Annotated in this window: 16 protein-coding genes; 4 read left to right on the forward strand and 12 right to left on the reverse strand. The window is 52.3% G+C overall.

Annotated features, from left to right (window positions below; genetic code table 11):
* Positions 1 to 55: 55 nt before the first annotated feature.
* From tdcG to OGV77_RS05795, 3 genes are all read left to right on the forward strand, one after another.
* Complete coding sequence (tdcG, locus tag OGV77_RS05785) at positions 56 to 1,420, forward strand: L-serine ammonia-lyase (RefSeq protein WP_087051141.1); 1,365 nt, start codon at positions 56 to 58, stop codon at positions 1,418 to 1,420.
* 380 nt (positions 1,421 to 1,800) lie between these two features.
* The gene (locus tag OGV77_RS05790; protein WP_080626061.1) at positions 1,801 to 3,132 is read left to right on the forward strand and encodes an SLC5/6 family protein; all 1,332 of its coding nucleotides are present in this window, start codon (positions 1,801 to 1,803) and stop codon (positions 3,130 to 3,132) included.
* Between the two features lie 24 nt (positions 3,133 to 3,156).
* Positions 3,157 to 4,467 carry an L-cysteine desulfidase family protein gene (locus tag OGV77_RS05795; RefSeq protein WP_075145594.1) on the forward strand — a complete coding sequence of 437 codons (1,311 nt, stop codon included), beginning with the start codon at positions 3,157 to 3,159 and terminating at the stop codon, positions 4,465 to 4,467.
* A 54-nt stretch (positions 4,468 to 4,521) separates the two neighbouring features.
* Here the strand turns inward: OGV77_RS05795 and OGV77_RS05800 are convergent, their stop codons facing one another.
* Together OGV77_RS05800 and OGV77_RS05805 are read right to left on the reverse strand one after the other, a co-directional pair.
* Complete coding sequence (locus OGV77_RS05800) at positions 4,522 to 4,671, reverse strand: protein YhaL (RefSeq protein WP_087051142.1); 150 nt, start codon at positions 4,669 to 4,671, stop codon at positions 4,522 to 4,524.
* 26 nt (positions 4,672 to 4,697) lie between these two features.
* On the reverse strand, positions 4,698 to 5,399 hold the full coding sequence (locus OGV77_RS05805) for a pirin family protein (RefSeq protein WP_043017746.1): 702 nt from the start codon (positions 5,397 to 5,399) through the stop codon (positions 4,698 to 4,700).
* A gap of 104 nt (positions 5,400 to 5,503) precedes the next feature.
* Between OGV77_RS05805 and yhaJ the strand changes: the two genes are divergently transcribed.
* On the forward strand, positions 5,504 to 6,400 hold the full coding sequence (gene yhaJ, locus OGV77_RS05810) for a DNA-binding transcriptional regulator YhaJ (RefSeq protein ID WP_043017745.1): 897 nt from the start codon (positions 5,504 to 5,506) through the stop codon (positions 6,398 to 6,400).
* A gap of 108 nt (positions 6,401 to 6,508) precedes the next feature.
* Here yhaJ and OGV77_RS05815 read toward each other — a convergent pair whose 3' ends face one another.
* The 10 genes from OGV77_RS05815 to exuR all read right to left on the reverse strand — a co-directional run bounded on the left by OGV77_RS05815 (position 6,509) and on the right by exuR (position 13,092).
* Positions 6,509 to 6,874 (reverse strand): DUF805 domain-containing protein, encoded by a 366-nt coding sequence (locus tag OGV77_RS05815; RefSeq protein WP_043017744.1) that lies wholly within the window; start codon positions 6,872 to 6,874, stop codon positions 6,509 to 6,511.
* An 864-nt stretch (positions 6,875 to 7,738) separates the two neighbouring features.
* Entirely contained in the window at positions 7,739 to 8,725 is a 987-nt protein-coding gene (gene yqjG, locus OGV77_RS05820) for a glutathionyl-hydroquinone reductase YqjG (protein WP_043017743.1), read from the reverse strand.
* Between the two features lie 72 nt (positions 8,726 to 8,797).
* Positions 8,798 to 9,190, reverse strand: a complete 393-nt coding sequence (locus OGV77_RS05825; protein WP_047408436.1) for a DoxX family protein — start codon at positions 9,188 to 9,190, stop codon at positions 8,798 to 8,800.
* 175 nt (positions 9,191 to 9,365) lie between these two features.
* Positions 9,366 to 9,665 carry a YqjK-like family protein gene (locus OGV77_RS05830; RefSeq protein ID WP_003024845.1) on the reverse strand — a complete coding sequence of 100 codons (300 nt, stop codon included), beginning with the start codon at positions 9,663 to 9,665 and terminating at the stop codon, positions 9,366 to 9,368.
* Complete coding sequence (locus tag OGV77_RS05835) at positions 9,665 to 10,060, reverse strand: phage holin family protein (protein ID WP_043017741.1); 396 nt, start codon at positions 10,058 to 10,060, stop codon at positions 9,665 to 9,667. The genes OGV77_RS05830 and OGV77_RS05835 overlap by 1 nt, the downstream gene beginning before the upstream one ends.
* Positions 10,061 to 10,062: 2 nt before the next feature.
* On the reverse strand, positions 10,063 to 10,368 hold the full coding sequence (locus OGV77_RS05840; protein WP_003024832.1) for an ElaB/YgaM/YqjD family protein: 306 nt from the start codon (positions 10,366 to 10,368) through the stop codon (positions 10,063 to 10,065).
* A gap of 33 nt (positions 10,369 to 10,401) precedes the next feature.
* Positions 10,402 to 10,770 (reverse strand): DUF1090 domain-containing protein, encoded by a 369-nt coding sequence (locus tag OGV77_RS05845; RefSeq protein WP_043017740.1) that lies wholly within the window; start codon positions 10,768 to 10,770, stop codon positions 10,402 to 10,404.
* Between the two features lie 147 nt (positions 10,771 to 10,917).
* Positions 10,918 to 11,286 (reverse strand): EnvZ/OmpR regulon moderator MzrA, encoded by a 369-nt coding sequence (mzrA, locus tag OGV77_RS05850; protein ID WP_029139667.1) that lies wholly within the window; start codon positions 11,284 to 11,286, stop codon positions 10,918 to 10,920.
* 18 nt (positions 11,287 to 11,304) lie between these two features.
* Positions 11,305 to 11,967, reverse strand: coding sequence for a DedA family general envelope maintenance protein YqjA (yqjA, locus tag OGV77_RS05855; protein WP_003024820.1), 663 nt, complete (start codon positions 11,965 to 11,967; stop codon positions 11,305 to 11,307).
* Positions 11,968 to 12,315: 348 nt separating this feature from the next.
* Entirely contained in the window at positions 12,316 to 13,092 is a 777-nt protein-coding gene (gene exuR, locus OGV77_RS05860; protein WP_006687952.1) for a transcriptional regulator ExuR, read from the reverse strand.
* Between the last annotated feature and the right edge of the window lie 19 nt (positions 13,093 to 13,111).

Here is a 13,111-nt window from a genome sequence, read left to right on the forward strand (position 1 = left end):
TCCTTAATGAGTGTGAAACCTGGTCTTCACTGAACGGCAATCCGAGGGTGTGGATATGATTAGCGCATTCGATATTTTTAAGATTGGCATTGGACCTTCCAGCTCCCATACCGTGGGGCCAATGAACGCAGGTAAAAGCTTTATCGATCTGTTGGTCAGCAGCGGAGAACTTCCCAGAACCACGCATATTGTGGTCGATCTTTACGGCTCGCTCTCCCTGACCGGAAAAGGTCATGCGACAGATGTCGCCATCATAATGGGACTGGCCGGTAACAGTCCGCAAAACGTTAATATAGATTCAATCGCTGGTTTTATTCAGGAAGTGGCCCGTACCGGACGTTTACCGGTTGCAGAGGGCACGCATGTTGTCGATTTCTCTCCAGATAAAAATATTCTCTTTCATAGCGAAACGCTGCCGCGCCATGAAAATGGCATGCGTATCACCGCGTGGAACGGCACCGAGACGCTGCTAAGCAAAACCTATTACTCCGTCGGCGGTGGTTTTATCGTTGAAGAGGAGCAATTTGGTCAGGCGCATGATGTTGAAGCACACGTGCCCTACAATTTTCATTCCGCCAGCGAACTGCTGAAACTGTGTGAGCGCAACGGGCTGTCTGTTTCCGGCTTGATGATGCAAAACGAACTGGCGATGCGCAGCAAAGAAGAAATCGATGCTGGCTTTGCCGCCATCTGGGACGTCATGCACGCCGGGATCGAGCGCGGTATGAACACCGAAGGCGTCCTGCCGGGCCCGCTTAACGTTCCGCGTCGCGCCGTGGCATTACGTCGGTTGCTGGTTTCCAGTGATAATCTGTCCAGCGACCCGATGAACGTGATTGACTGGATCAACATGTTCGCGCTGGCCGTGAGCGAAGAAAACGCCGCCGGTTGCCGGGTTGTCACGGCACCGACCAACGGCGCATGTGGGATTATCCCTGCTGTCCTGGCCTATTACGACAAGTTCCGTCGTCCGGTGAATGCGAACTCCATTGCTCGTTATTTGCTGGCCGCGGGGGCGATAGGCGCGCTGTATAAGATGAACGCCTCTATTTCTGGTGCTGAGGTGGGCTGTCAGGGTGAGATTGGCGTGGCCTGTTCAATGGCGGCAGCCGGGCTGACAGAGTTGCTTGGCGGTAGCCCGTCACAGGTTTGTATTGCGGCTGAAATCGCCATGGAGCATAACCTGGGGCTGACCTGCGACCCGGTCGCCGGACAGGTGCAAATACCGTGCATTGAGCGTAATGCGATCAACGCGGTAAAAGCCGTCAACGCCGCGCGTATGGCGCTACGTCGGACGTCAGAGCCACGCGTGTCGCTCGATAAGGTGATCGAGACCATGTATGAAACAGGCAAAGATATGAACGACAAATACCGTGAAACGTCGCGCGGTGGCCTGGCGATTAAAGTGGTTTGTACCTGAGGTTAAAAGCCGAGCCTGATGGCGCCCAGCTTTCAGGCCTACGGTTTGCGCGCGTTTGTAGGCCGGATAAGGCGCAAGCGCCGCCATCCGGCCATGAATGAATTAATCAACATAGCAGAATAAAAAGGTGCACTTTAGTGCACCTTTTTTGTTGTGATCGGCTTCAAAATTAGAAATTAAATTCTTTATGTGAGTTTAAAAGAGAAAATATTTCTTAACTTTTAGAAATTACAGGGGTTTGTTTGTGAAGTTTTTCTCTGACCCTGCGCGTATGATTTCCTCATTACTCCAATAGCTCGCCTGCACCTTAGTACTGCGTATCGCATTGAGGCAGTACGAAAAAATATAAAAACCTCTACCTACACATTGAGCGGGAAATTATGGAAACAACAACAAATAACAGCGTAATACTCGACGCGTCTGCTCCGGCTCGCCGGGCGGGAATGACCGAAAGTGAATGGCGCGAAGCCATTAAATTCGACAGCACGGACACCGGCTGGGTCATTATGAGTATCGGTATGGCAATTGGCGCGGGGATTGTTTTTCTTCCTGTCCAGGTAGGGCTGATGGGGCTGTGGGTGTTCTTGCTCTCCTCTATCATCGGCTACCCAGCCATGTATCTGTTCCAGCGGCTGTTTATTAATACGCTGGCTGAGTCCCCAGAGTGTAAAGACTATCCGAGCGTGATCAGCGGCTATCTGGGTAAGAACTGGGGCATCCTGTTAGGTGCGTTGTATTTTGTGATGCTGGTTATCTGGATGTTTGTTTATTCCACCGCCATTACCAACGATAGCGCTTCCTACCTGCACACTTTTGGCGTTACTGAAGGTTTGCTGTCCGACAGCCCGTTTTATGGACTGGTGCTGATTTGCATCCTGGTTGCCCTCTCGTCACGCGGTGAACAAATGCTGTTTAAAATCTCCACTGGCATGGTACTGACCAAGCTACTGGTGGTTGCAGCGCTTGGCGTATCAATGGTGGGGATGTGGCATCTGCATAACGCAGGTTCACTGCCGCCGATGGCGTTGCTGATCAAAAATGCGATCATCACGCTGCCGTTCACGCTGACCTCGATTCTGTTTATTCAGACCTTAAGCCCGATGGTTATCTCATACCGTTCTCGCAATAAATCCATTGAAGTGGCGCGCCATAAAGCCCTGCGTGCTATGAACATAGCGTTCGGTATCCTGTTTGTTACCGTCTTTTTCTACGCCGTTTCCTTCACGCTGGCGATGGGCCATGACGAAGCGGTTAAAGCCTACGAGCAGAACATTTCCGCTCTGGCGATTGCCGCGCAGTTTATCAACGGTGCGGGTGCGGGCTGGGTGAAAATTGTTAGCGTTATTCTGAACATTTTCGCCGTTATGACCGCTTTCTTCGGCGTTTACTTAGGTTTCCGTGAAGCCACTCAGGGGATCGTGATGAACATTCTGCGTCGTAAAATGCCAGCAGAGAAAATCAATGAGACCCTGGTTCAGCGCGGCATTATGATTTTCGCCATCCTGTTGGCGTGGAGCGCAATTGTGCTCAATGCGCCGGTACTGAGCTTCACCTCTATTTGTAGCCCTATTTTCGGCATGGTGGGTTGTCTGATCCCGGCCTGGCTGGTCTACAAAGTTCCTGCACTGCACAAATACAAAGGCGCTTCCCTGTATCTGATTATTATCACGGGCCTGCTGCTGTGCATTTCTCCGTTCCTGGCATTTTCCTGAGATATCTGAGCAAAGGTTGTTGTTATGTTTGAGACTACATTGAATCCATTATGGGATAGTTTTATCCACGCGGTGCAGGAAGAAGTTAAGCCTGCGCTGGGTTGTACGGAACCTATCTCTCTGGCTCTGGCGGCAGCGGTCGCAGCCGCTGAGCTGGGCGGCGCGGTTGAACGCATTGATGCGTGGGTCTCACCGAACCTGATGAAAAACGGCATGGGCGTTACCGTGCCGGGTACCGGAATGGTCGGGTTGCCTGTCGCGGCAGCGCTGGGTGCGCTGGGTGGAAATGCCCACGCCGGTTTAGAGGTACTGAAAGACGCGTCGCCACAAGCGATCGCCGATGCGAAAGCGATGCTGACCGCAGGGAAGGTTGCTGTGATGCTGCAGGAGCCTTGCGAGGACATCCTCTTTTCCCGCGCGAAGGTTTACGGCGCTGAAGGATGGGCGTGCGTAACGATTGTGGGCGGTCATACCAACATTGTGCGCATCGAGACCAATAAAGGCGTGGTGTTCACCACAGAACAGAACGCTGAGGAAGAGGAGCAGGAGTCACCGCTGGCGGTACTGTCTCACACGTCGCTGGAAGAGATTCTGGCGTTCGTGAACGCGGTACCGTTTGAGTCAATCCGCTTCATTCTCGATGCGGCAAAACTGAACGGTGCACTGTCTCAGGAAGGGCTGCGCGGTAACTGGGGCTTGCACATCGGAACCACGCTTGAGAAGCAATGTGCGCGTGGCCTGCTGGCGAACGATCTCTCCACCTCTATTCTGATCCGTACCAGCGCGGCATCGGATGCGCGAATGGGCGGGGCGACGCTGCCGGCCATGAGCAACTCCGGCTCCGGTAATCAGGGGATTACCGCTACCGTTCCGGTCATGGTGGTGGCCGAGCACTTTGGCGCGGATGAAGAGAAACTGGCGCGTGCGCTGATGTTGTCTCACCTGAGTGCTATCTACATCCATCATCAGCTCCCGCGTTTGTCTGCACTGTGTGCGGCAACCACGGCGGCGATGGGCGCCGCGGCGGGGATGGCATGGATCGTTGATGGTCGCTACAACACTATCGCAATGGCGATCAGCAGCATGATTGGCGACGTAAGCGGGATGATTTGTGATGGCGCTTCGAACAGCTGTGCGATGAAAGTCTCAACCAGTGCATCTGCGGCGTGGAAAGCGGTACTGATGGCGCTGGATGATACCGCTGTAACCGGCAATGAAGGGATTGTGGCGCATAACGTGGAGCAATCTATCAGTAACCTGTGCGCGCTGGCGTGTCGTTCTATGCAGGAAACCGACAAGCAGATCATTGAGATCATGGCCAGTAAAGCGCATTAATCTGTAGGCCGGGTAAGGCGCAGCCACTACCCGGCATCAGCCTGAGCCGCCTTTTCAGGCGGCTTCTTCGTCTTCCAGCCGTAGATCGGCATCGGCCACAATCGCTTCCAGCTCCGTCAGCATTTCTTCATAACCGAAGGTAACCGTTTCCTGCTTTTTAGGCTCAGTCTGCGGCTGGCGTTTTTTTGATGATTTCTTGCTCAATAGTCGTACTCCGTTGTTTTCCCTGACTATACGGGCAAATCTATCAGCAAAGCGCGCAGCGGGGTATCAGCGACTAACGTTATGTTAGTTTCGTCACGAATAAATGCGCCATCGCCGCAGGTGAGCGCTTCTTTTTCGGCGCCAGATGTTACCGCATGGAATCTGCCGTGAATCGACTGTAAGTAAGCCCGCGGCCCATGTAACTGAAAACTCAGCGATTCACCCTGTTGCAGTTCAACGTGGTGCACCCATACCTGTTGGCGCAGATGCAGGCTGCCTTGTTCACCGTCTGGCGAGGCCAGCAGCTGATGCTTACCGGCGCTCAACGTGGCTTTCTGTACGCAGGCGTTTTCGCGCTGCGGACAGGCGTCCAGCCAGAGCTGCATTCTGGTTAATGGTTTATCTTTGCTGATATTGTGTTCGCTGTAGCTGATTCCTGGCTGTGTCGCGAGCAGTAAAACTTCTCCCGCTTTGGCCTGAATATGGTTGCCTTCGCTGTCGCGGTACTCCGCTTCCCCTTCAAGGATCAGATTGACGATATCCACCTTCGGATAGGTCCGTGGCTGGAAAGAGGCCCCCGGTGCCAGAACTTCCTGGTTCAGAACACGCAGCGAGGCATAACCCAGCAGTTTAGGATCAAAATAGTGTCCAAAGGAGAAGGTATAACGGGCCTGCAGCCAGCCGTAGTCTGCTTGCCCGCATTGTTTGGCTGTACGGGTAGTAATCATAGTTCTTGACCTCTCTTTACTTCCTTTTATGTTAAATGGCTAGACGCTGCATTGTTAGCCAGATATTCTGCCCGGTATGTTCAAATTTCCTGAATGAGAACGAGATGGCCAAAGAAAGGGCTTTAACGCTTGAAGCGTTACGCGTCATGGACGCAATAGACCGACGCGGCAGCTTTGCCGCAGCGGCGGACGAACTGGGGCGTGTTCCTTCTGCGCTCAGCTATACCATGCAGAAGCTGGAGGAGGAGCTGGACGTGGTGCTGTTTGACCGTTCAGGTCATCGCACAAAATTCACCAACGTCGGGCGTATGCTGCTGGAGCGTGGGCGCGTACTGCTGGAAGCTGCGGATAAACTGACCACCGATGCCGAAGCATTGGCTCGCGGTTGGGAAACGCATCTGACCATCGTCACCGAAGCGCTGGTGCCGACGGCGGCATTTTTCCCGCTGATTGACAGGCTTGCCGGGAAGGCCAATACCCAGCTTTCCGTTATTACCGAAGTTCTGGCTGGGGCGTGGGAGCGTCTGGAGCAGGGGCGGGCGGATATCGTGATTGCGCCGGATATGCATTTTCGCTCATCCTCAGAAATCAACTCGCGTAAGCTGTACTCGCTGATGAACGTCTATGTAGCGGCCCCGGAGCATCCCATCCATCAGGAGCCGGAACCGTTATCGGAAGTCACCCGCGTGAAATACCGCGGGATCGCGGTGGCGGATACCGCCCGTGAACGTCCGGTGCTGACCGTCCAACTGCTGGATAAACAGCCGCGTCTGACGGTGAGTACGATAGAAGATAAACGCCAGGCGCTGTTGGCCGGTCTTGGCGTGGCGACGATGCCGTACCCGCTGGTGGAAGAGGATATTGCGGCTGGTCGGCTGCGGGTAGTTAGTCCGGAATCGACAAGCGAAATTGATATTATTATGGCCTGGCGTCGGGACAGCATGGGCGAGGCGAAATCCTGGTGTCTGCGGGAAATCCCCAAGCTGTTTGCAGGTAAATAGCTGGACTGTTACGCCGGATGTGGTGTGAAGCACCTTATCCGGCCTGGAAGACGGAGTATGTTGTAGGCCTGATAAGCGTAGCGCCATCAGGCATCTACATATGCTACGTCAGGATAACTGTTTGGGATCGGGCCCAAAGCGGTTACTCCCCTGAGTCCCGTTTTGACAGTTGAAAATGATGATCACCAACCAGCCTACGATCGGGATCAGCAGCACCAGCAGCCACCAGGCTGAACGATCGGTGTCATGCAAACGCCGGAACTGCACTGCCCACCAGGGGATAAACACCAGAACCCCGTAAATCGTCGTTAATATGCCTTCTCCCCCGGCGCGCTCCCAGCCAAGCATTCTGTCCAGAATACCCAGCACGAACGTGAATATGATGTTGACCAACACAAACATCCAGTATTCTTTACGACGCGCGCGGCCACCAAAACCAAAGTAGTTCTTTAATACGTTTAAATACCAATCCATTTTTGCCTCGTTCTGCATTCAATTACTTGTTTTTAAAGCAATCAAATTAAGAATAGCCGTGAATGAAATGATGGTAAATATTTGCGGTGTTAATTATTTGGTCCTCTGATGGGTAATACTTATCAGTGAACGCCTCAGTTTCAGAAAGTATCAACCTGTGTTGGCGGAAGTAATGAATATGCGCTCTCAGAGAAAGGGTTCCGTTCACCTTATGTTCATCGCTTCTCTTAAGCATTGGTTCATGTGAACGTGTAAAGGGCGTTCTCCGCCACGCCCTTTACAATCCCGGCTCCCGGCGGGAAAATTGCCACTTCGTGGTTCCCTCCGCTTTTTCCTTCAGGCTTTCGGGCCGGGCGCGATGTAACGTCCCTGTAAAGCGCGCCCTGAACCCGCATCCCTGCGGGTTCTCCCGGCCTTACGGAAACACGTCGGCAATTTTCAGCCGGACCAGCCACGCCTGACCACCGGCATTTTTATTTGAATATATCTGAACAGCATAAGAGATTTAACTGAAAGTCAGAGAGTTGAAGCGATGACCCATGTCCGGCTGAAAATCGATGAGTCGTTGACGGCTGACCGGGGCTGCCCGCAGGGATGCGGGCAGAGGGGACGGCCTGCAAGGATGCAGGCTCGGCCCCGACCCGACAGGCAGACGGCATAAGACGAATGAATCGCGTAGCGACGATTTTCCCGCCGGGAGCCTGGGTTGCAAGGGAGGCGGCAGTGAGCCTCCCTTGCACGTTCACGGGTAACGGTGTTTCAGAGAAATGACACAGCTGAGGTGAACGGAACCCTGAGCAAAAATCACATGTTCGCCATACATGCTTAACTAATCGGCCTAACCCCAAAGTGGACCCGTGTAAATCATGCGAAACGCTCGTCACGCCCATGAGGTTCGCTTAGATCCTGCCACGGCCCAACAGAAATAATGCCGGTCGGGTTAATGGTTTTGTGGCTACGGAAGTAGTGATTGCGGATGTGATCGAAATTGACGGTTTCCGCAATACCTGGCATCTGGTAGATATCGCGCAGGAAACCGTACAGGTTCAGATAGTCGCTAATCCGGTGTTTGTCGCATTTGAAGTGGGTTACATACACGGGATCAAAACGCACCAGCGTAGTCCACAGGCGAATATCGGCCTCGGTTAACTGGTTGCCGGTCAGGTAGCGATGTTGTCCAAGGATTTGTTCCAGTCTCGCCAGCGATTGGAAGACTTTTTCCACTGCGTCGTCGTAGGCTTCCTGACTGGTGGCAAATCCGGCTTTATACACGCCGTTATTGACGTTGTCATAAATCCAGCCGTTCAGCTCATCGATTTTGCTTTGCAAGGCTGGTGGATAGTAATCCCCGGCTTTCGCGCCCAGCGCATCAAACGCAGTATTAAACATGCGGATGATTTCTGCAGATTCATTGCTGACAATGGTGTGGTTCTTTTTATCCCACAGCACCGGAACGGTCACCCTTCCGCTGTAGTGAGGATCGGCGTGTAAATAGAGCTGATAAAGAAAGTCGTGCTGATACAGGGTATCACCGGTTGCCGCCGGGAAGTTATCGTCAAAGGTCCAGCCGTTTTCCAGCATCAACGGATGTACTACGGAAACGGAAATGAACGGTTCCAGCCCTTTAAGTTTTCGCAAAATCAGCGTGCGATGCGCCCACGGACAGGCCAGCGAAACGTACAGATGATAGCGATCTTTTTCGGCAGCAAAGCCAGCCTCACCGGTTGGGCCAGGCGCGCCATCCGCGGTGAGCCAGTTACGGAAAGCCGATGCAGAACGTTGAAATTTTCCCCCGGTTGATTTGGTATCGTACCAGGTGTCATGCCAGACGCCGTCAATCAGTTGTCCCATGATTTTCGCCTCCTCAGATAGCAAAAGCGAGGAGATATCTCCTCGCTTTTTGATGTGTTCAGTATAGTTTGCTTACCACTTTTTATTCAGTACACGGTCGATGCTGAAGGCGCCCGGACCGGTGATAGCCAGCAGCAGGAAACCGCCTGCGATAGTCAGGTTTTTCATGAACATCAAAGAGTTCACACCTTCCGCAAAGTTGCTGTGGAAGAGGAACGCCGTCAGCAGCGTGAAGCCTGCGGTGAACAGTGCGGTCGTACGGGTCAGGAAACCGAACAGAATTGCCAGACCGCCGCCAAACTCAAGCAGAATCACCAGCGGTAGCATAAATCCTGGGACGCCCATGGCTTCCATGTACTGTTGGGTACCCGCATATCCGGTGATTTTTCCCCAACCTGCGGAAATAAACAGGATTGGCATCAGAATGCGCGCTACCAGTACACCAACATCTTCTAATTTCTTCATCATACTCTCCAGGAAACCACTCAGGCGGCTTATTGTGTTTTTTTGTGCATCGGCGCTGCAGAGCGCGTCGTTGCTGTCGATGGAGAGAATCATAAACGTGCTTAGTGACAATTGTTAGCAAGGAAAACTGTCAATATTTTTCAAAAATTTTGAGGTTAGGGGGGGAAGAGGGGTTTTAGCCACGCAGCTGCTGCTGTCTGATGGTGGATTTAACCAGACGCCAGATGCTCCAGACGCTAAAACCGCGTTTGGCCCAGCGTACCAGCAGATTTGGGTTACGAATGGTGCGAACCGCCATAATGCTGCTCCCGACTAACACCCAGCCACGCAGGTTCAACAGCGTTTTCCAGCCACGATCGTAAACTTCGGTGGCTTCCAGCCAGTCGCGGCGAGTGGCAGACAGATCCAGCCGTTGCTGCTGGATCTGTCCAAGCAGTTGCGCCTTACGTTGTTGACGTTCGACTTTACTGCTCATTATGCATCATCCTCCAGGGCACGCCTGTCGTTAGCGAGCTCATTGCGCGTATGGCGCAGCAGCGTTGTTTTACGTGCCTTACGCAGCGTCCATAGCCCGCCGATAAGCGCTAAAAGCAACAGCACAACGGTGGTGGCAATCATGGCGTTCAGACGATATTGTGGATCTATAGCCCAGATGATAAGCACCATCAGGCTCATCAGTCCAAACGCCGCGAACAGCATGGTAAGCCCAAGCATCAGCAGGATCTGGATGAGATTGGATTTTTCCTCTTCCAGCTCAACGACGGCCAGCCGCAGCCGCGTCTCTACGATCTCAACGAGAATCGTCAGGATCCGCTGTCCAATACCCAGTACGCCTTTGCCTGGACCTTGTGCGTGTTGAGAATCTGCCATTATTAACGGCGCGACAGCAGTACACCAAGCACCACACCGACTGCAGCGCCAATGCCGACGCCTGTCCATGGGTTTTCGCGCACGTAGTTATCGGCTTTAGCCGCTGCCTCACGGGTCTGTTTGGCAATCACATCGCTGGTTTCGCTCAGGCGATGGCGGCTCTCGCGCAAAGCGTGTTCGGCTTTGCTGCGAATTTTACTCATCTCTTCCTTCGACTTATCGCCAGAGGAGCTAAGTACTTCTTCAAGCGTATCCGCAAGAGATTTCAGCTCAGCGCGCAGGTTTTCCGTAGCATTATCTTTCGACATAGTTTTCTCCAGTTGAGTGGCTAGTTACCGTACTTAGTAATCGCGGGTCTCGAGTTCTTTCAGCTCTTTCTGAGCTTCAGCAAGCTTGTGCTCGCGCTTTGCTATCTTATCCGCATCGCCTTTTTGCTTCGCCTCGGCCAAATCACGTTGACGCTCGGCTATCTCGTCTTTCTGCTCAGCAATTTTTTTCTGATGGTCGGCGCGCAGTTTGCTGTCAGTACAGTTAGCCCTAACTTCGCTGAGTGCTTTGTTCAGGCCATTGATGCGGTTTTGATTGTTGTGCTTTTCGGCATAGCTAATCTCCCGCTGAATATCCTGTTCTTTTTCCTGACAGAGGGTGGAGGCGTAACTGCCGGCACTGAGAGCGAAAAGACTAATTGCTAAAGCGATGCGGTATTTCATTCTTGAACCTTCCATTGTGATTCGACCTGGTGGCTAAGGCCGATGCTCCAGAGTAATAAAGCGTTGAGTCATAAACCCAGTTTATTAATCATAGGCGTTAAATGATGAAATCACCAAAGTGAGTGATCTAATTCAGAATCCTGGAGATTAACCAAAACGGTGCGGGGTATCACGTAAGCGGGATAACCACTGTACCGCCTGATTATCATCATCCTGCTGGGCAATAACGAAACCATGCGGTAACGTTCGGTCCAGCACGACCTTTGCGGCTGCGCTCTGCGCGCTGGAATCAAAGGTGATTAGCAGCGCGTCATTTTGCGGAGTAATGCTTTTAAAGCGAATACCGTTGGCGTCCAGGTGATGCCAGATAGAGAAGCCATCAGGCATGGTGGCTCCCTGATTTACTGCACGAATGGCAAGCGTTGACTCCTGCTGGCGGATGACCGACCAGGTCAGGAGCAGCGCGCCGATAAACAGCATAAAGGTAGTGGTCCAGGCAAGTCGTCGGAGCGTTATGCGTGATTTCAGCATAATTTACCCTCGGTTCCCGTATTTCTTTTTCCAAAGCACAACCAGTGAACCTGCCAGACCAAACACCAGTAACACCACGGGAAGCAGCATCAGGCAAGACATCAGCTGATCTTCATATTTGAGAAACACTGGCGTTTTGCCCAGCAGATAGCCAAGCGTTGTGAGAATCAGAACCCAAAGCAGTCCGCTCATCCAGTTAAAGAACTGAAAGCGCGCATTGTTCAGGCCGGACAATCCTGCGATGGTCGGCAGTAGTGTTCTGACAAACGCGATAAAGCGACCGACCAGCAGCGCAGACAAGCCATGCTTATGGAACAGATGATGCGCACGCTGATGATAATGCGCTGGCAGATGGGACAGCCAGTTTTGTACGGTGCGGGTATTTCCCAGCCATCGCCCCTGGATATAGCTGAGCCAGCAACCGAGGCTGGCTGCGGTGGTAAGCAGCAGTACTGTTTGCGGGAAACCCATCGCGCCTTTGGCGATAAGTACGCCGACCAGTACCAGAAGACTGTCGCCAGGTAAAAAGGCTGCTGGCAGCAGTCCGTTTTCCAGAAACAAAATGGTAAATAGTACGAAATAGAGCATGCCAATCATGGAAGGATTGGCCAGCGTTTCAAAATCCTGAGCCCATAAAGCATTCAGTAATTGAGTCAGTAGTTCCATTCAATATTCCTGGAGAATCGGTTGTCGTCATGCCGGTTTTCTGGAGTTTGTAACGCCGCAATTTAATTGGTGTTTTTTACATGGATCGCGGTCTGACACAAATTCACGGCCTGAACTATTCCCTGTAAAGTTGTGAAGTAAGCAAGCTCTCAAACACAAAAATTCAAATAACAACTAATTGTAACAAAGGTCAACGTTGTCCGTTATAGAAATTACGGTTGTTGAACTGTGATTTTGCTTATCGCAATGGAGGGAGGCGAGAGGATTTACACAGGCTGACACTTTATACCTAACGCTTACCAAGCGTCAGAAACAGGCGCTTTGTCGCGCCTGCATCGCTTAGATTGTTTATTTTGCGCCGTTAGCCGCCGTATCGAGATGAACAACGGGATTTTCAGTAAAAAGATAACGGTCAGCATTGAACTCAAAATCATCGCTGGTTTCGTTAAACAGCATCTGTTTGGTGTTCTCAAGGTGCTGCCACATTGCCAGTTTGGCGGCATGGGGATCTTTGCGAATCAGCGCCCGCAGGATCTGGTCATGGTCGTCACACCAGTTATCTACCGTACGCAGGTCGATGTGGTCGTGTAGTTTCTTCCAGTAGGGGTTGTGAATACGTTGAGTCCACATTTTTTCAACAATCGCGGCCAGAGCGGAGTTCTGCGTTGCCAGCGCGACCTGCACATGGAACTGGAGATCCCACTCGGAGTCACGAAAGCTTTTTTCGTTACGCGACTTCTCCTGAATTTCCATCAGCTTCATGATGTCCTGTTTGGTCACCTGAGTGGCGGCAAACTCGGCAATGTTGCTCTCAATCAACTGGCGAGCCTGGAGCAGCTCAAAAGGACCGTAGCTGGCGAACTCCAGATTTTCATCTGGCGCGACATAATGTTTAGGTTGGTTTGAAATGACGTGGATCCCCGATCCTTTACGCACTTCAACGTAGCCCTCAACCTCGAGCATGATGATCGCTTCACGAACCACGGTGCGGCTGACATTTTTTTCATCGGCGATAAAGCGCTCGGCGGGGAGTTTATCACCCACCAGGTAGACGCCCTGCTCAATGCGTTCTTTCAGATCAGCGGCAAGTTGTTGGTACAAACGTCGTGGTTCGGTGATTTCCATATGCGCTCCAGGCATGATA

Origin of the sequence: Citrobacter sp. Ce129, from assembly GCF_030334545.1 — a bacterium.
GTDB lineage: Bacteria > Pseudomonadota > Gammaproteobacteria > Enterobacterales > Enterobacteriaceae > Citrobacter > Citrobacter europaeus.

Excerpts from the sequence above, each read along its gene's own strand:
- OGV77_RS05815 (WP_043017744.1), bottom strand. The coding sequence starts at position 6,874 with ATGGATTGGTATTTAAACGTATTAAAGAACTACTTTGGTTTTGGTGGC.
- OGV77_RS05845 (WP_043017740.1), bottom strand. The coding sequence starts at position 10,770 with ATGAAATACCGCATCGCTTTAGCAATTAGTCTTTTCGCTCTCAGTGCC.
- yqjA (WP_003024820.1), bottom strand. The coding sequence starts at position 11,967 with ATGGAACTACTGACTCAATTACTGAATGCTTTATGGGCTCAGGATTTT.
- yqjG (WP_043017743.1), bottom strand. The coding sequence starts at position 8,725 with ATGGGACAACTGATTGACGGCGTCTGGCATGACACCTGGTACGATACC.
- OGV77_RS05795 (WP_075145594.1), top strand. The coding sequence starts at position 3,157 with ATGTTTGAGACTACATTGAATCCATTATGGGATAGTTTTATCCACGCG.
- yhaJ (WP_043017745.1), top strand. The coding sequence starts at position 5,504 with ATGGCCAAAGAAAGGGCTTTAACGCTTGAAGCGTTACGCGTCATGGAC.
- OGV77_RS05830 (WP_003024845.1), bottom strand. The coding sequence starts at position 9,665 with ATGAGCAGTAAAGTCGAACGTCAACAACGTAAGGCGCAACTGCTTGGA.
- OGV77_RS05790 (WP_080626061.1), top strand. The coding sequence starts at position 1,801 with ATGGAAACAACAACAAATAACAGCGTAATACTCGACGCGTCTGCTCCG.
- OGV77_RS05805 (WP_043017746.1), bottom strand. The coding sequence starts at position 5,399 with ATGATTACTACCCGTACAGCCAAACAATGCGGGCAAGCAGACTACGGC.
- tdcG (WP_087051141.1), top strand. The coding sequence starts at position 56 with ATGATTAGCGCATTCGATATTTTTAAGATTGGCATTGGACCTTCCAGC.
- OGV77_RS05835 (WP_043017741.1), bottom strand. The coding sequence starts at position 10,060 with ATGGCAGATTCTCAACACGCACAAGGTCCAGGCAAAGGCGTACTGGGT.
- OGV77_RS05825 (WP_047408436.1), bottom strand. The coding sequence starts at position 9,190 with ATGAAGAAATTAGAAGATGTTGGTGTACTGGTAGCGCGCATTCTGATG.
- exuR (WP_006687952.1), bottom strand. The coding sequence starts at position 13,092 with ATGGAAATCACCGAACCACGACGTTTGTACCAACAACTTGCCGCTGAT.
- OGV77_RS05840 (WP_003024832.1), bottom strand. The coding sequence starts at position 10,368 with ATGTCGAAAGATAATGCTACGGAAAACCTGCGCGCTGAGCTGAAATCT.